Consider the following 16066-nt stretch of genomic DNA (forward strand, 5'->3'; position numbering starts at 1 on the left):
GAAGGAGTCAAACGCATATGTTTCGATCAATTGAAGAATTAGTACAGCAAGCGGCAGACTTTCCCTCAGTAGCTGAACTGATGATTGCTACTGAAATTGAAAATCAAGGCTATAGTCGAGAACGCATCATCGAAACCATGGAACGAAATTTGATTGTCATGAAGCAGTCCATTCAAGAAGGCACGCAAGGTGTTACCTCTGTAACCGGCATTACCGGCGGCGATGCGGCTCGTTTAAATACCTATTTAGAAGCAGGAAACTTTTTAAGCGGAGAAACGATCTTACAGGCAGTCAGAAATGCAGTAGCTGTTAATGAAGTGAATGCTAAAATGGGCTTAATCTGTGCCACACCAACTGCCGGCAGTGCCGGCGTGGTTCCCGGTGTGCTAATGGCGGCCATCGACAAGCTGCATTTAACGCATGAACAGCAATTGGATTTTCTATTTACAGCGGGCGCTTTTGGGTTGGTCATTGCGAATAATTCCTCAATCAGCGGAGCAGAAGGCGGCTGTCAAGCAGAGGTCGGCTCTGCCAGTGCGATGGCAAGTGCCGCTTTAGTTTGTGCGGCAGGCGGTACTGCAGATCAGGCTGCTCAAGCAATCGCGATCACGTTGAAAAATATGATGGGGTTAATTTGCGATCCAGTGGCTGGTCTGGTGGAGGTTCCTTGTGTGAAGCGAAATGCATTAGGCTCTTCCCAAGCCTTTATTTCCGCGGACATGGCCTTAGCTGATATCCGCAGTGTTATCCCACCGGATGAAGTTGTTGCCGCAATGTATCAAGTGGGTCGCCAAATGCCGCAGATCTTTAAGGAAACAGCGGAGGGCGGTTTGGCAGTGACCCCAACAGCCAAGCGCTTAAGTAAAGAAATTTTAGAACAACAAACCAATGAATAATCTCAAAAAAATTAGCTGAGCCACGCGAAAGTGTCAAAATCAACTCTCGTGTGGCTCAGCTTTTTTCTGGAACTAGCTTACTCTACTTATTAATAAGTGGTACCGCCTAACCCCACAATTCCGACGATGGCATTCATAACTTCTTTCATCGAATTACCTGAAAATTCAATTGTACGTCCATCAATTCGGGTAATTTGAGGCAGCATTTCAATTCGGTCGGCTTGTGCCGTGGTCACACATTGCAGCCGTACAGTTGCTGGCGTAGTAATGGTATAGAATGGCAATTCAGCCAGTTCGCCATCCACTGCTTCAGCGGTTTTAGTAATGATCTCATTTTTTACTTTATTCACTGAAAAATTCTTGATGGCATAGCGCCCAAGAGATTGTTTCGTTGATACAAACGGCACCCAAGGCATCATCTGCTCATCATGCAGCTGCTCTTTCAGTCCAGATTCGCCAATAATCAAGCCCACCGGAACCCCTAATTCGCTAGCATAAGCTGCATTAATCGTTGTTTCATTCATATACACTTCGTTGATTTGCAAATCATAGGCGACACTAGCGCTGTAACCATGATCCATATTGCCGTGAAGCTTACCGATACCGGCATGATACCCTAAAAACAATACAAGATCGTACTCGCTGGTCAACCCACTCATCATATAATCCATGCGAGGAAAGCCGCTCACTAGAGAAATCCGTTCATCCATTTCTGCCAGACGGGCGTAGGATAGATTAACGCCGCGGCTATGAGAATCTGAAATAGTAATTTCGTCTATTTCAGGATTTTTTTGACTCTTTTGAATGCCTTCAATGACCCAGGCTACATGTTGATGATAGATTTCTCTAAAAAGCTGAGTGTCATCCTTTTCCATATCAAAAGTGGCAATTCCCGCCAGTCCTTCAATATCACAGGAAATATAAAGCTTCATTTTGCGCAGCTCCTTTTCAAAATTATTTTAAGCCAGCAGAGAGGGCAGAATCTCTTTCGGGTCTGCTTGCCAAAAAGAATTCTTTTCCCCATCGCCTTTGTTCTTATACACTATACTTTTTAGTTTTTTAAGGAAACATTTTTATAGTAAATCGATCCCAGCGGTCCAAAATCCAAGCCTTGTACTTCATTATTGGCTAAATAGGCCTCGGTAATTTGGTATAACGGTACTAACGGTGCTTCTTCCGCTACTAAACGATCAGCCGCCTGCATCGCTTCCCATCTTTTCTCATAGTCATTAGCATATGTTTCATTTGCATCCTTCACTAATTGATCGTATTTTTCATTGGACCATTTTCCGAAATTATTAGAAGTATTGGTATGCAGCAAGCTTAAGAAATCAATCGGATCTGCATAAACCGGCGTCCAGCCACCTAATACAATATCAAAGTCGCCACTGCGGCTTTTTTCTAAACGATTATTGAAAGGAACTGCAGATACATTCACTGTTAAGCCTTCCAACGTCTCATTTAGCGCACCTTGAATATACTCGCTGATTTTTTTCGCACTATCAGAATCAGAGCACAAGATGGAAACAGTCGCTTTGTCTATGCCTAGTTCCTTTTTCGCAGTACTCCATAATTGCTTGGCTTGTTTTTGATCCGTTGGGTTAATGTCGCCAACTTCTTCAGCAAAATCCTGATCGGTTTCTTGATTTTTAAAGCCGGTCGGCACAAACCCTAGAGATTTTTCAGAGCCGTCATTTAAGACATTTTTCGCTAATTTTTCAGAATCAAGTGCCAGAGCAATCGCTTTTCGCGCATTGGTATTGGCAAATAAATCTTTTTGCGTATTTAACTGAATATAATAAGTGCCTGGTAATTTTCTGATCTTCAACGCCTCATTACCTTGTTCCTGTGCCACCAGTTCACCGGAAATTTTGACTAAATCCAACTGACCGTCTTCAAATAGGTTTTTACCAGTTGTTACTTCCTTGATCACTTGAATCTGTACTTCGTCAAGTGCAACCTTGTCCTTATCCCAATATTCTTTGTTTTTCACATAAGACCAAGAAGTGTTCGTGCCATCCCAGTCTTTTAAAACAAATGGGCCATTGTAAAGAGTGTGTTCTGCGTTTGTCCCGTATTCTTTCCCGGCTTTTTCAACAAATTCTTGATTTAGCGGATAAAACGCTGGTACTGCTAAAAGCTGCTGGAAATAGCTCATTGGATAAGCCAGCGTCACTTCTACCGTTTGCTCATCAAGCGCTTTAATCCCTAATTCTTCTTTGTCCTTTGTTCCGTCTGCTATCTCTTTATAGTTTTTAATACCTTCAAAATAATACGCTTGCGGCGAAGCTGTTTTAGGATCAACCGTACGTTTCCAAGAATATTCAAAATCCTTAGCAGTAATCGGTGTACCATCGCTCCATTTTGCACCATCCCGAATGGTAAAGGTATAGGTTAAGCCATCTGCTGAAGGTTCCACCTTATCCGTAGCCAGCGCCGGTACAGCAGCTCCTGTTTCATCAAAAGAAAACAAACCTTCGCCAACCTGACTCATTACGCTGCAGGCGGTGTTATCCATAGCCAATGATACATCAGCGGTGGACAGCTCTGATTCGATGCCTACCTTTAATACCTGTTTTTCTTTTTCAGCAGCTGTCTTTCCCCCGTTTGAACAGCCTGCTAGTGTCAGCAACATTACCGTTGTTACTGCCAATAATTTTTTATAACGTTTCTTCATTTTTTAGCACCTCATTTTTTTGTTCCCACAAATGTTTATTTTTTGGTAGAATTATTTATAAATGCATCCAAGGAGTTCACTATGAATTTACGTTATCTGCAAGAAACCTATCGTTTAACTAAAACAGATCTTCAAATCCTCAGTTATTTAGACCAACAAAGCTGTCTGCTCAGCGAAATCAGTATTCGACAGACCGCTAAGGATTGCTTTACTTCGCCAACCTCTGTGATGCGATTGGCAAAAAAACTCAATTTATCCGGCTACAACGAGCTGTTATACAAAATTAAGGAATCTCATTTGCCGGCACCTGTTGTTTCGGAAGTTACCCTTTTAAAAGAGGAAATTGAGCAATTCTGTCGGCTGATGCAGCAAAATCAGGGCAATTTAATTACTGTCGTAGGCAATAATTTTTCTGCTCACATTTCGGCATATATCAGTGAAGTATTAAATTTTCACTGTATACCAAGTGTGACCACTGCTCATACTCAAATGATAAATAGTCGGAATAGTCAGAATATTTTACTGATCGTTGTTTCGCATTCCGGCGAGGAAGAGCATTTGCAAAAGACTGTCGATCTAGCAGTTGAACGGAAAAATACCATTATTTCTTTTTTAGGAACAAAGAGAGCTCCGCTGGCTGCTGCTTCTGATTTAGTTTTTTCCACGAATTCTTATAGTCCGTTTTCGACAAATGTTGCTCAACCGCAATTATTCTTTGGACGAACCTTGGTTACCTTTGAAACGTTAATATGCGCATATATAAATTCCAAAGAAAATAAATAATTTTTCTTATTATATCCGAAAAAAATCAGCCGTCGAGAGAAAAAACCAGAAAAGGCACCTGTTCCCTAAAAAGCGGAACACGTACCTTTTCTTCAAAAGACATGAGCTTTTATTTCGTCCTATACCAATAGTTACTATTGAGCAAAATGTTCAATTTCTGCTGCTGTCGGCATTCCAGTTTGAGCGCCTAATTTAGTGACGGATAGGGTCGCACCAAAGCCTGCGAGCCGGACAGCTTCCGCAACTGTTTTGCCTTGTGCCAGACAAGCCGCTAAAATGCCATTAAAGGTATCTCCAGCTCCTGTCGTATCCACTACAGCTACTTTTTCGGCTGGGATTGTCACAACATCGTTTGCGGTTGTGTAAGAAATCCCTTGACTGCCGCGTGTTACAATCAGTTGCGTTTGATGCGTTTTAGCCCACGTTAGCATTTCCTCTTCAAGCTCTTCAGGATCCGTCAAGGTTCGTCCCAACAAGCCTTCAAATTCGGTTTCATTCGGAGTAATTATATCTACAAAAGGCAGCATCTCCAGCACACTTTCATTATAGGGCGCCGGATTTAAAATAGTGATTGCACCTGCTTCCTTTGCAAGCGCCAAGCCTTTTTTAACTGTTTCCAGCGGAATTTCCAGCTGGGTTAAAAATACATCCTGCGCGGTTGTTTTTTCATTAATTACCGCATCGACTTCATTTAAGAGCATATTTGCGCCAGGCAATACGACGATTGCATTATCTTCTTTGAGCTTAAAGATCGAAGCGACTCCGGTGAAAATATTTTTTTCTGTGCTGACTGCCTCTACGTCAATCTTTTCTTGTTTTAAATGTTGGTAAACCTTACTGCCGAAGGTATCGTCACCAATTTTTGCGATCAGAGAAACCGGCGCTCCTATGCGCGCTGCCGCTACTGCCTGATTTGCGCCCTTGCCGCCAACGTAATAATCAATCGTATCTCCAAGCAACGTCTCACCGACTTTCGGCAGCCGATCCGTTTCCATGACCATGTCCATATTAATGCTTCCTAATACCACTACTTTTTTCATCGTGGACCCTCCTTACTTATATTCTCTTCAAATACTTATAGAAAGACCCCAGATGTTCTCTTTCACTTTCCTTATACTCTGAAACTTTTTCAAAACCATGCTTCCTAAAGAAATTTTGCATTTTGAGATTAGAATGATTGGTACTTGAATAAAGATGCTTTCCATTTTTTGCTTTCACTCTATTAATTATATCATTTAGCAAGATTGATGCGTAACCATTCGCTAAATAAGCCGGATCTGTGGCAATTCTTCTCAAGGTATAATCAGCTGGTGCTTCTGTAGTCAATGTTGCCACAGCTACAATGCTGCCCTGATCTATAAGCGTATAAAGCTGCTGACCGGCAAGATCTTCTTGAATGATCTTTTGATTAGGGTAGTCCGTGGTCCATTGATAAATATGTGCCTGCGCCATTTGCTTTTTCGCTGCTTCTAATAAGTGATCGATTTCATTGAAATCGGATGGATCAGCTAATCTAATTTCCATGTAGGGTCATCTCCGAAAACTTTCCATTTTTAATAGGGTAATAAAAGAATGGATAAAACAACGACACAAATAATTCCTACAATGGTTGGTACACTAGTCCGCTTCAAGATTCGAACCGGGCTAACGCCTACTGTTGAAGCAACAATCATCACGACAGCCGCTACTGGTGAAATTGTCCGCGCTAGATTAGCAATCATCTGCATTGGCAAGGCAATGAGAATTCCATCGATGCCGGCTTTTGATGCAATATCAGGAATCAATTCGATAACCGCATAGAACATCGCCAGACCGCCGCCGCTTAAAATTCCAAAGAGTGTCGTAGCGCCACTGAAAATTAAGGTCGTCACTAAACCGGCAGAGGCAGAGGATTCTACAGAAGCCATAATCTTATCGATGATGCCTAAAGACTGAATCGCTGTGGTGAATAATGAGCCGCCGACTACCAGCATAACCACTTGACTAAAGCCTTGTCCCATTCCTTTAAACATTTCCGTTGCTGAATTTTGAATCTTTTTATATGATTTGTGCCGAATCGTTTCAATTGCCACTGCAACAAAGAAGGAAATAAAGGTTAGCACAAAGATATCCATTTGAATGCCTTTAACAAACATGCCGGTAATTCCTACAATTAAAATGAGAATCAATGGCAGTAAAGGTAAAATAGCGTAAAATTTCGGTACATTTGCTTCTTCCTGCTTCTCTAAATCATCATTTTGAATCGCAACAAAAGCCGCTGCACCTTCTTTTTTATCACAGTATTTTTGCCAGAAATAATGAACGGCTGCCATGATTAATAAGGTTGGAATGGAAATCTTCGCGTGCCAGGCAACATAGGTTAATACATCATAATTTAACGTTTGCGCTGCAATGACATTGTCAGCCCCAAGCGGTGTCGGCATAATGGTTGCTGTCATCGCAATAACACCGGCAGCAGTTAAAGATGAAATTCCCATATTCGCCAACATTGGGTATAAAATCGCCATTAAAATAATTGCTAAACTAGAAGCACTTGGAACAACTAGCGACATTAGATTTCCAATCAAGAAAACCAGCGGTACAAACAAGGCTTTTGATTTAATCTTTTGCAACGGTTTTACTAAAATATTTACAGCCACCTGATTAGCACCAATCACATTCATATAGCCTGAATAACCGAATAAAATCATAATGACAATACCAGCTGAGCTGACTTGGCTAATAATTGTGTCTTTAAATTTCAGAAAAACATCGAAAAAAGCTAGGCCAGTTCCTTCACCCTCCGGATAAAGCGGATGTCCTAAAAGTACAGCGAATACTAATAATACCAGTGCTCCTGTAATCAAGCTTAATGCCGGATGGTAATTCTTAATAATCAAATAAGCGACAACACCCAACACCACTAACACTAATAATGACTCAAGCATAATAAGTCTCCTTTTTTAATTAATTTTTTCTAAGTTGGTCACAACCCACTTTTGAAAGGCAGGAATATCGATTTCCAAACAAACCTCTGCATTCGTTGTATCATGATACTTCATTTTTAAATCTGCTACTGTTGCTCCAGCTGCTGGTCCTTCCAAAGCAATTTCCACAAAGGTTGGTTGTGTTTTAAATAATTGCGGGTCAGTTAAATAAGCAATCGCGCAAACATCATGCATTTTTAAGCCAGTCTGTAAGCTGCCGCCGCGATAATGTTGGAACAAGGCGTAGAACATTGCGCCTACTTTACCGAATTCCTTGATTTTTTCTGTTTCATTTTTTGTAAGCACTGCGGTGCTGGTTACATCCAATCCCACCATAACGATCGGCAAGCCTGCTTGAAAAACAATTTGAGCTGCATGAGGATCAACATATGTGTTGAATTCGGCACTTGTATTTGTATTGCCGCGTGATAAGGAACCACCCATCATAACGATTTCCTTGATGTTCTGCTTCGTTTCAGGGTACATGCTGAACAGCAGGGCAATATTGGTCAACGCCGCAATCGGTACTAACGTAATCGGTTCAGGACTAGATAAAATCACTTCTTTCATTGCTTCAACCGCATGTATATCAAGCGCTTTCAACTCTGATACAGGAAAATCATAGCCGTCCATCCCGCTTTCACCATGAATATCAGCTGAATCCTCCAATTGGATCAACAGTGGCTTATCGCAGCCCTTTGCCACAGGAACCTTTTTGCCGAAAAATGACACAAGCTTCAAGGTGTTTTGCGTCGTTTTGTGTACGTTTACATTTCCAGCAACTGTGGTTACTAAGCGCACATCTAGCGCTGGGTGATTTAACGCAATGGACAAGGCCACCGCATCATCTATCCCTGGGTCTGTGTCAATAATAACAGGTCTTTTTTCTTTTACCATAAATCCTTCTCCTCTCTTAGGTTAAGCGCATTACCAAATGTGTATAAAAAAATACCTTTTCAAAAGTAAAAAAGTATTTTCAGGTTAAACGCTTTACCTATCTGTGTCTTATGATAGCGTTTTATTTTCAGTTAGTCAATATTTATTTTATTTTTTTTACACTTTCACCCTTAAACAATGTCGGCGTCAAAATTTGCTTAGTGGTTTGTTCCGCTTCCTTGGTTAACATTTTAGTCAATAAACTAACAGCTTCTTCTGTTAGCTCCGAGCTGTTTTGCTCAACTGTAGCTAATGAAATCCCTAATAAATCTGCAATCTCCAGCCGGTCATAACCAATGATGGATAAATCATTCGGAATCGTATAGCCGTTGGTAACAGCTTGTTTTAACACCCCAAAAGCGACCATATCGTTTGAGGTAATGACCGCTGTGATCGGTTTTAAGCGAAAGAGTTCCTTAGCTTTTTCTATACCGTTAGCAAAACGATAGCCGGTTTCAATAATATAATCCTCTTTGATGGCAATTCCATAGCTGTCCAGCGCTTGCTTATAGCCTTTAATTCGTTCCAGCGTTCCTGGAAGCTCCAAATCACCAGTTAAAAATGCGATGTCCCGATGTCCGTTTTCTAATAAGTATTCTGTAGAGAGGCGTCCACCGGCCAAACTATCAAAATAAACTTGGTTTACTCCGGCAAAAGCAACCTGGCGATCCACCAGCACGAAAGGCCGATCAATCATTTTTAGAAATTGTTCCTGCTCTTTTTTATAGGCAAAGGATTCATTTGATAGTGCAATAATTAAACCATCTACACCGCGATTCAAAAGCATTTGAATTAAATTTTTTTCCACAGCAAAATCGTCATTTGAATTAACAATAATCGTTAAATAGCCCCTTGCCCGAAACTGTTCCTCCAGCTGCTTACAAAGCTTTGAAAAGAACGGATTTTCAATATCAGGAATCACAACACCGATTGTTTGGGAAGCATTTTTAGCCAGACTTTGAGCCGCAATATTGGGCATATAATTTAATTCCTTGGCAATGGCTTTGATTTCATTTTTCTTCTTTTCAGAAATTCGAGAAGGTTTATCATTTAAAACTAAAGAAACCGCAGCTTCCGATACGTTCGCCATTTTAGCGATATCTTTCATTCTGATTTTCATGATGCTCTCCTTTTTCCTCCAGCTGTTTTCTATTTGTTTCTATCAGTCGGCCATAAAAAGTCAGCAACTGCCTGGTCCACTTCCGGATTTTCATGCAGCTGGCTGTGTTGTGCCTGCTTCCCGTAAAAGACTTTTTCAGTGACTGGGTTGCCATGATTTTTTAATAAGGCTACTGTACTTAAGGCATCTGACTCCGGCACCGTGCCGTCACTTAGACTACCATCCTGCAGATCTCCGGCAATGAGGAGGACCTGCATTTCCGGTGAAACATTGGCAATACCACTCGCCAAATCAGCATAGCGCTCACTTTGAACAGAAGGACCGTTAGCAAGTAGCTCCTCCATCGTTTCTCCTTGAGACAGTTCCACAAAATTATTAAAGGGCGCTGCAATTCCAATGAATTGATTTACTGCTGGCAGGCTTGTATCCGCGCCATAGGTAGTCAAATAACGCAGAGCGCTGACCCCGCCCATTGAATGTCCGACAAGATTAACTTCCTTAATGCTGTATGTCTCACCGAGATAACGTAAACAATTTTTTAACCACTCTGCTTGATTCCATTCGTTGTTCTTATTATCTTCAAAAAGGACTTGAACGCTTGGATTATCCGCTTTTCCCGACAATTGTCCAGCTGATTGGACGGTTCCGGTCGGACTAACGGTTAAAACTAACTCTTTTTGAGTTTTCTGATTCAAACGCTTAAGCATTCCGCCAAATGAACGATTTCCTCCGCCATAGCCATGAATAAAAAGAGTCGGCACCGCTGTTTTAGTTGCTATCTGACTTGTGTCAGCGGTGGACTGCTGCGTTTTATTTACGGTCTTTTTACCCGCACAGCCAGCCATAACAATGAGAGCGCCCGCTAGCAGAAGCAAGTATAATTGTTTTTTCCTCAAAATAGCTCCCCCTCCGCCTTTTTGATAGTTAAGAAAAAAGCGGAACAAAACTATAATTCAGCTTTGTACCACTCTTAAATAGCAGCGAATCAGAAAGAAAAATAACCGGAAATTTACCAGACTTTTATTTTTCCTTCTATTTCTAATTAGATAGAATCTACTTGCTCGAAGTCCAGCTCTGTACTTGTTTCGCGGCCGAACATATCGATATTTACTTTTAATTTTTGTTTTTCTTCATCTACTTCAGTCACTTCTCCTTCAAGACCAGAGAAGGCGCCTTCGATGATTCTCACTGTATCTCCTACAGCAACCTCTAAATCAGATTGACGTGTACTCATTCCGATTGAACGTAAGATATGATTGATCTCTTCTTGTAATAAAGGAGCGGGCTTGCTGCCTGCGCCATGAGAGCCGACAAACCCAGTAACGCCCGGTGTATTACGAACAACATACCAAGAATCATCCGTCATGGTCATTTCAACTAAAACATAACCAGGAAAGGTTTTATGAACGATTTCTTTTGCTTTGCCATTTTTTACTTCTGTTTCAGTTTCTTCCGGTACAACGACACGAAAAATAAAATCACCCATGCCCATGCTTTGTGCACGTGATTCGATATTCGCTTTTACTTTATTTTCATAACCAGAGTATGTGTGCAATACATACCAATTTTTTTCAAATGATTCCATGACTGTTGCATCTCCTTTAATTGTGATTAAAAATCCGTTACTTTCAAAAGGCCATAATAGCGCTTGAGTCCATAATTTATGTGCAAATAAAAAAACCTCAGTTTTCCCGAAGTTTTTTTCTCATGGCTATTATAGCACTATTCACCGTAAATTACTAGCTAGTTTATTTAAGAATCCAACCAAAAACAGTCTGAACGGCTGTGTCCATTACGAAGAATAACGCTGCAAAAATAATTGATGTTTCGATAACAATCAATGTATCTTTACGTAATTGTTTTTTTGACGGCCAGCTTACTTGTTTCATTTCGTCTTTTACACTACGCAAAAACTTCATCCCGATTCCTCCAATACTTACTTTGTTTCTTTATGTAACGTGTATTTTTGACAGTATTTACAAAATTTTTTAATTTCCAGTCGTTCGCCACGTTTACCTTCACTAACGGCTTTAGAATAGTTGCGGGAGCCACAAACGGAACAAGCAAGTGCTGATTTTTTCGTTGCCATTGTTCGACCTCCTCTATTCATAAATTTACTCAATAACATTATCATTCTTTTTGTAAATTGTCAATGACTGCTCAATAAACGAGATGTAGTGCGCTTTTGATACAAATAAATATAAGAGAGAAGGCAGGACAATCAAAAAAGAAGATTTCCCGCCCTCTGCTTATGAATAGACGGTGTCCAAATATCAGGCTCTTCGGCAATTTCATAAAATCCGCTAATGCATAAAGCGCATTCGCCTCTTTTACTCCAATTGCTCGTGCCTTAACGATTTTTGGCCAACCTTGAATAAACGGTGCCCAAACATCAGGCTCTTCGGCAATTTCATAAAACCTGCTAATGCATAAAGCGCATTCGCCTCTTTTACTCCAATTGCTCGTGCCTTAACGATTTTTGGCCAACCTCAGTTTCTTAGTCGTTTAGAAAAAAGGGATAGTAAAGGGCCAAATAAGAGCATAACGATTACTGATCCCTCTCGAATATTCAAAATCTCGGAACGAGTAAAATAGATCACCAAACACAAAACAATGCATAATAGATCTACCAACAGTCGAATCACACCATAATCAAGCTTCACAATCGCCTGTAGTACTCGGCATGTTCCTTCGAGTGAAAAGGTAACTATGTTTAATTCCATAATTATCGCAATCGAAAATGCTAGACAAATATAGCTGAAAAGTAATAACATAAGGCGATTAATATAGGCTAAATGGGAGACATTGGGAAAAATTCTATAAAAAAAGAAATTAATATAAATTCCCAAAAGAATACATAGTGGTATTTGTAATATTACTTTCGAATGGATTTTTCCTTTCTGTAAAATCAACTGAATGGCAACACAGCCTAAATTCATTATTAACCCCACAGAGCCCACTTGAATTCTAGTCATTTCAGCAATGGTTTTTGCCATTGCATCCCAAGGACCAACGCCTAGACCACATCTCAAGGCCAGAGCAGAAAAGCAAGCTGTACTCGTTATAAAGAAAAATAAAACAGCCAGCTGAGCAGCTTTTCCTTTTGCTCGAACGCGAGTAATCAAATCAATGGTACCTCAGTATTAATTTTGATCGGTTTGCCCGTTTTTAAAGATTCTTCTGCCGCAATTGCAACCCTTTGCGCCATAATGGCATCAATACCGCTAACCGGTACTTCGCGCCCTTCAATGAGACTGTCAGCAAATTCTACAAGCTCAGCATGATAGGCTTGTCGGTAACGCTGGGCAAAATTCGGGTACGGATTTTTTCTAGTCATATCAAGTTCCGAATAAGCTTCCACCATGCTATCAGAAATATTTTCAGCTTTGAACATTCCAAAGCTGCCGAATAGTTCTAAGCGTTGATCATAACCATAAACCGCTTTACGACTATTATCAATAATCCCAAAGCTGCCATCTTCAAAGGTTAATACAGCAATTAAAGTATCTATATCATCAATTTCTCTCAAAGTAGGATCAATCAGAGTATCTCCTTTCACAAAGACCTCTTGAATATTTTTTCCCATAATAAAACGCGCCATATCAAAATCATGCATGGTAAAATCAAAGATCAATCCGCCAATTCTTTTAATTAACGCATGCGGAAGTAAATCCGGATCTCTGGATGTGATTTTCACTACTTGTAAATTTTCCGGTAATTGTTCAATAGCTTTCGCTTTAATTTCAGAAAATTGAGTATCAAAGCGTCGGTTAAAGCCAATTTGAATTTGAACTCTCTGTGCTTTGATTTCTTTTAAAATTTGAATATTTTTTACTTCATCCAAGCTCATGCTTAATGGCTTTTCACAAAAGATATGTTTTCCAGCTCTAGCGGCCTTTAAGCAAAGCTCTTCATGCGTATCGGTGGAAGTAAAGATACAAACAGCAGCAATATCCTCAACTGCCAATAATTCATCAGCCGTCTTATAGCATTTAACCGTGGGATATTTTTCTTGAATCATGGCTATATTTGCATCAGCTATTCCAACTAGCTCAATTGTTGGGATAGTAAAAATATTTTCGATATGAATTTGACCAACGCGACCTGCGCCGATCACTCCCAGCTTTAATTTATCCATAAAAAGAGACTCCTTATCTCAACTTATTTTCTAACGACATCAAGTAATCAAAACTTTGGGCCATACTATTTAGCATGCCGATCTTGGAAGAATCTTGCTCCACACAGTAAAATTCTACGCCGTTTGCTTCGCCCCAATTGATCACTTGATCCATCGCAATTTCACCAGAACCAACTTCCGCAACACTGTTTGCCAGATCAAACCGGTCAAAGCCAGATTTGAAATCTTTTAAATGAATAATTGGACAGCGTCCAGAATACATTTTTATTGCCTCAACCGGATTTTCACCGGCACAAGCCAGCCAGTAAGTGTCTGGTTCCGCATAAATGCCTACATTAAAATCCGGATCAGTTATGAACTGTAAAACATTGCGATTATTGATTTTATTAATATAGTCATATTCCGGATTGTGTAATCCGATTCGATAGCCTTTCGGAGACAACTCATAGGCTACCTGTAGTAATTGACGTTTTGTCTTGATATAGCCCTCAGTGTTTTGATCCTCATCATCAATATACTTATCAAAAATTGTTTTCGATCCAAATAGTTCACACTCAGAAACAATTCCTGCAATATCATTAAAAAAGCGCTCATGCTTAATATGCATCCCAGCAATTGAAAAGCCTAACTCCTTAACTAGCTGAGCGATGTCTTCTGCCTTATGTCCGCGCATTCCATCGACCTGAACTGCCTGGTACCCGATTTCTTTTAATGCTTTCAAAGTGGCTTGCGGATCCTTTTCAAATTCTTTTCGAACTGAATAAAGTTGTGCTGCAATTTTCTTACGGATTTCTGCCATTTTACTCCCTCATTTCCTTAGCTAAATGATCTCGTTACACTAGTGCTTTTTAAATCTAAATAATCGAGCTCGTCTTGTGTTAATTTAATATTATCAGCTGCTACGGACGATTCCATTTCTTCACGATTTTCAGAACCAATCACAGCTGAAGTTGGGAATTTTTGATTTAATACAAAAGCTAATGAAACTTGAATAGGGCTCACACCTTTTTCTTCCGCTAGTTTTTTCGCTCTAGCATACCGTTCCCAATTATCATCACTATAGTATACTGCAACCATTTCTTCATCATCGCGTACTTCCGGTGCAAAACGTCCCGAAAATAGTCCACCTGCCTGTGAAGACCAAGAGATAAGAGGAAGCTTCGTTTCCTCATGCCAAGCAACCATTTCTTCATCAGCAGAAACACAATCCGGCCAGCGCGGAATTTTAACTCTTGCCAGAGATAAGTTGGGAGAATTAAAGGCAATTTGATGTAACCCATGGCTTTCACAATATGCCATCGCTTCTTTGATTCTTGGTAATGTCCAATTTGATAGACCTGCCGCATAAACACGACCAGATTCGACAACTTCATGAAGCTTTTCCATAATCGGTCCTACTGGTTTCGTTTCATCATCACGGTGTAGCGCTAAAAATTCAACATGGTCTGTTTGCAGTAAACGTAACGACTCTTGAAGATCTTCTTCAATCGCTTCTGGGTTTACTCGAGGTATGTCTAAAGCGCCTCGAACGGGGTGACAACATTTAGTTAAAATATTGATATTATTCCGATTGTCACGTTCTTTCATCCAAACACCAAGCGCTGTTTCACTATGACGGTAGTGTCTGGCAGTGTCAAATGTATTTCCGCCCATTTCAATAAATTCGTCGATAACAGGAGCCGCAAATTCTAAATTGTCTACGCGCAAAAAATCTCCTGAACCCATGATAATATCAGAACAGACGATTTCAATTTCTTTTCCGTTTTTATACCCTTTAATTGTAGTTGATTGATTTATCTTCATAATGATTCCTCCTCCAGTAAGCTAGCAGCAGCTTCATCTAAATAAAAGTCCGCTTCTTTTTCTGCTAATTTTAGCACTGTTGCCGGTAATTGATTTGTTGGTTTTGTTTTAACCGTTTGCTTGACAATTTCTGCCTTTTTTAAACCAGTCGCCATTAAAACAATATTTTTTGCAGCTAATATCTGCTTGAAGCCAAGTGTGATTCCTTCAGTAAGTGGTAATTGTTCATCAAAGTACTTAGACATAACCCTAGTTGTAACTTCGTCTAAAGCTACCACTTGAGCTTCGGAATCAATAGTCACGCCAGGCTCATTAAAGCCGATATGACCGTTCATACCAATTCCTAACAGAATAAAGTCCAATCCTTTTTTAGCGATAAATGCATTGATTCTGTCTAATTCTTTTTCTAAATCATTTGCCTTCCCATCAAAAAAAATGATTTGTTCCTCTCTTAGTCCTAATGGTTCATAAAGATTATCTTGAAGCGTTTGAATACAGCTTCCCTTTGTTTCCTTTCCAAGACCAACCCACTCATCAAGTCCGACAAAATAAGCTTTAGAAAAATCAACTTTCTTTAAATCCGCTTCATGAATCAACTCCTGCATAACTGGTAAAGGCGTATCTCCACCTGCAATGCAGATGACAGCATTTGGCTTTTGATTGACAATCTTAATAATTTCAGCTGCAACTGCTTTAGCTACTTTTTGACTGTCTTTGAATGTAATGGTTTTCATTTTATCCCTCTTT

At 40.1% G+C, this 16066-nt stretch carries 18 protein-coding genes; 2 read left to right on the top strand and 16 right to left on the bottom strand.

Features of this window, described 5'->3' with window-relative positions; genetic code table 11:
- Nucleotides 1–17 precede the first annotated feature (17 nt).
- The gene (sdaAA, locus tag ABH902_RS06925; protein WP_404589860.1) at nucleotides 18–896 is read left to right on the top strand and encodes an L-serine ammonia-lyase, iron-sulfur-dependent, subunit alpha; all 879 of its coding nucleotides are present in this window, start codon (nucleotides 18–20) and stop codon (nucleotides 894–896) included.
- 89 nt (nucleotides 897–985) lie between these two features.
- Here the strand turns inward: sdaAA and ABH902_RS06930 are convergent, their stop codons facing one another.
- Both ABH902_RS06930 and ABH902_RS06935 read right to left on the bottom strand, forming a co-directional pair.
- On the bottom strand, nucleotides 986–1828 hold the full coding sequence (locus tag ABH902_RS06930; protein ID WP_404589862.1) for a M55 family metallopeptidase: 843 nt from the start codon (nucleotides 1826–1828) through the stop codon (nucleotides 986–988).
- A 119-nt stretch (nucleotides 1829–1947) separates the two neighbouring features.
- Complete coding sequence (locus ABH902_RS06935) at nucleotides 1948–3573, bottom strand: ABC transporter substrate-binding protein (RefSeq protein ID WP_404589863.1); 1626 nt, start codon at nucleotides 3571–3573, stop codon at nucleotides 1948–1950.
- 81 nt (nucleotides 3574–3654) lie between these two features.
- On the opposite strand from ABH902_RS06935, the gene ABH902_RS06940 reads away from it, so the two are divergent.
- On the top strand, nucleotides 3655–4356 hold the full coding sequence (locus ABH902_RS06940; RefSeq protein WP_404589864.1) for a MurR/RpiR family transcriptional regulator: 702 nt from the start codon (nucleotides 3655–3657) through the stop codon (nucleotides 4354–4356).
- A gap of 134 nt (nucleotides 4357–4490) precedes the next feature.
- On the opposite strand, the gene rbsK is transcribed toward ABH902_RS06940, so the two are convergent.
- From rbsK to ABH902_RS07010, 14 genes are all read right to left on the bottom strand, one after another.
- Nucleotides 4491–5396, bottom strand: coding sequence for a ribokinase (rbsK, locus tag ABH902_RS06945; RefSeq protein ID WP_404589865.1), 906 nt, complete (start codon nucleotides 5394–5396; stop codon nucleotides 4491–4493).
- A 16-nt stretch (nucleotides 5397–5412) separates the two neighbouring features.
- On the bottom strand, nucleotides 5413–5880 hold the full coding sequence (locus ABH902_RS06950) for a GNAT family N-acetyltransferase (RefSeq protein WP_404589867.1): 468 nt from the start codon (nucleotides 5878–5880) through the stop codon (nucleotides 5413–5415).
- A gap of 29 nt (nucleotides 5881–5909) precedes the next feature.
- On the bottom strand, nucleotides 5910–7283 hold the full coding sequence (dcuC, locus tag ABH902_RS06955; RefSeq protein WP_404589869.1) for a C4-dicarboxylate transporter DcuC: 1374 nt from the start codon (nucleotides 7281–7283) through the stop codon (nucleotides 5910–5912).
- 15 nt (nucleotides 7284–7298) lie between these two features.
- Nucleotides 7299–8219, bottom strand: a complete 921-nt coding sequence (gene rihC / locus ABH902_RS06960) for a ribonucleoside hydrolase RihC (RefSeq protein ID WP_404589870.1) — start codon at nucleotides 8217–8219, stop codon at nucleotides 7299–7301.
- 142 nt (nucleotides 8220–8361) lie between these two features.
- A complete protein-coding gene (locus tag ABH902_RS06965; RefSeq protein ID WP_404589871.1) occupies nucleotides 8362–9378 on the bottom strand; it encodes a LacI family DNA-binding transcriptional regulator in 1017 nt (338 codons plus the stop codon).
- A gap of 29 nt (nucleotides 9379–9407) precedes the next feature.
- The gene (locus tag ABH902_RS06970; protein ID WP_404589872.1) at nucleotides 9408–10274 is read right to left on the bottom strand and encodes an alpha/beta fold hydrolase; all 867 of its coding nucleotides are present in this window, start codon (nucleotides 10272–10274) and stop codon (nucleotides 9408–9410) included.
- A gap of 146 nt (nucleotides 10275–10420) precedes the next feature.
- Nucleotides 10421–10963, bottom strand: coding sequence for a transcription termination/antitermination protein NusG (nusG, locus tag ABH902_RS06975; RefSeq protein WP_404589874.1), 543 nt, complete (start codon nucleotides 10961–10963; stop codon nucleotides 10421–10423).
- Between the two features lie 163 nt (nucleotides 10964–11126).
- Nucleotides 11127–11297: a preprotein translocase subunit SecE gene (secE, locus tag ABH902_RS06980; protein ID WP_404589875.1), complete on the bottom strand. Its 171-nt coding sequence runs from the start codon at nucleotides 11295–11297 to the stop codon at nucleotides 11127–11129.
- Nucleotides 11298–11314: 17 nt separating this feature from the next.
- Nucleotides 11315–11467, bottom strand: coding sequence for a 50S ribosomal protein L33 (rpmG, locus tag ABH902_RS06985; protein ID WP_069633969.1), 153 nt, complete (start codon nucleotides 11465–11467; stop codon nucleotides 11315–11317).
- A gap of 400 nt (nucleotides 11468–11867) precedes the next feature.
- Nucleotides 11868–12503: a hypothetical protein gene (locus ABH902_RS06990; RefSeq protein WP_404589877.1), complete on the bottom strand. Its 636-nt coding sequence runs from the start codon at nucleotides 12501–12503 to the stop codon at nucleotides 11868–11870.
- Complete coding sequence (locus ABH902_RS06995; protein WP_404589878.1) at nucleotides 12500–13516, bottom strand: Gfo/Idh/MocA family oxidoreductase; 1017 nt, start codon at nucleotides 13514–13516, stop codon at nucleotides 12500–12502. Before ABH902_RS06995 ends, ABH902_RS06990 begins: the two co-directional genes overlap by 4 nt.
- A gap of 13 nt (nucleotides 13517–13529) precedes the next feature.
- Nucleotides 13530–14315, bottom strand: coding sequence for a sugar phosphate isomerase/epimerase family protein (locus ABH902_RS07000; protein ID WP_404589879.1), 786 nt, complete (start codon nucleotides 14313–14315; stop codon nucleotides 13530–13532).
- A gap of 17 nt (nucleotides 14316–14332) precedes the next feature.
- On the bottom strand, nucleotides 14333–15319 hold the full coding sequence (locus ABH902_RS07005) for an aldo/keto reductase (RefSeq protein ID WP_404589881.1): 987 nt from the start codon (nucleotides 15317–15319) through the stop codon (nucleotides 14333–14335).
- Nucleotides 15316–16053: a glucosamine-6-phosphate deaminase gene (locus ABH902_RS07010; RefSeq protein WP_404589883.1), complete on the bottom strand. Its 738-nt coding sequence runs from the start codon at nucleotides 16051–16053 to the stop codon at nucleotides 15316–15318. Before ABH902_RS07010 ends, ABH902_RS07005 begins: the two co-directional genes overlap by 4 nt.
- Between the last annotated feature and the right edge of the window lie 13 nt (nucleotides 16054–16066).

The sequence above is a fragment of the Enterococcus sp. UD-01 genome, assembly GCF_044909655.1.
Classification (GTDB): Bacteria; Bacillota; Bacilli; order Lactobacillales; family Enterococcaceae; genus Enterococcus_L.

What these genes read in the sequence shown, in the direction of transcription:
- ABH902_RS06935 (WP_404589863.1), bottom strand. Translation starts at nt 3,573, where the DNA reads ATGAAGAAACGTTATAAAAAATTATTGGCAGTAACAACGGTAATGTTG.
- ABH902_RS06930 (WP_404589862.1), bottom strand. Translation starts at nt 1,828, where the DNA reads ATGAAGCTTTATATTTCCTGTGATATTGAAGGACTGGCGGGAATTGCC.
- ABH902_RS06950 (WP_404589867.1), bottom strand. Translation starts at nt 5,880, where the DNA reads ATGGAAATTAGATTAGCTGATCCATCCGATTTCAATGAAATCGATCAC.
- ABH902_RS06965 (WP_404589871.1), bottom strand. Translation starts at nt 9,378, where the DNA reads ATGAAAATCAGAATGAAAGATATCGCTAAAATGGCGAACGTATCGGAA.
- ABH902_RS07005 (WP_404589881.1), bottom strand. Translation starts at nt 15,319, where the DNA reads ATGAAGATAAATCAATCAACTACAATTAAAGGGTATAAAAACGGAAAA.
- ABH902_RS07000 (WP_404589879.1), bottom strand. Translation starts at nt 14,315, where the DNA reads ATGGCAGAAATCCGTAAGAAAATTGCAGCACAACTTTATTCAGTTCGA.
- ABH902_RS06995 (WP_404589878.1), bottom strand. Translation starts at nt 13,516, where the DNA reads ATGGATAAATTAAAGCTGGGAGTGATCGGCGCAGGTCGCGTTGGTCAA.
- sdaAA (WP_404589860.1), top strand. Translation starts at nt 18, where the DNA reads ATGTTTCGATCAATTGAAGAATTAGTACAGCAAGCGGCAGACTTTCCC.
- nusG (WP_404589874.1), bottom strand. Translation starts at nt 10,963, where the DNA reads ATGGAATCATTTGAAAAAAATTGGTATGTATTGCACACATACTCTGGT.
- dcuC (WP_404589869.1), bottom strand. Translation starts at nt 7,283, where the DNA reads ATGCTTGAGTCATTATTAGTGTTAGTGGTGTTGGGTGTTGTCGCTTAT.
- rpmG (WP_069633969.1), bottom strand. Translation starts at nt 11,467, where the DNA reads ATGGCAACGAAAAAATCAGCACTTGCTTGTTCCGTTTGTGGCTCCCGC.
- rihC (WP_404589870.1), bottom strand. Translation starts at nt 8,219, where the DNA reads ATGGTAAAAGAAAAAAGACCTGTTATTATTGACACAGACCCAGGGATA.
- rbsK (WP_404589865.1), bottom strand. Translation starts at nt 5,396, where the DNA reads ATGAAAAAAGTAGTGGTATTAGGAAGCATTAATATGGACATGGTCATG.
- secE (WP_404589875.1), bottom strand. Translation starts at nt 11,297, where the DNA reads ATGAAGTTTTTGCGTAGTGTAAAAGACGAAATGAAACAAGTAAGCTGG.
- ABH902_RS07010 (WP_404589883.1), bottom strand. Translation starts at nt 16,053, where the DNA reads ATGAAAACCATTACATTCAAAGACAGTCAAAAAGTAGCTAAAGCAGTT.
- ABH902_RS06940 (WP_404589864.1), top strand. Translation starts at nt 3,655, where the DNA reads ATGAATTTACGTTATCTGCAAGAAACCTATCGTTTAACTAAAACAGAT.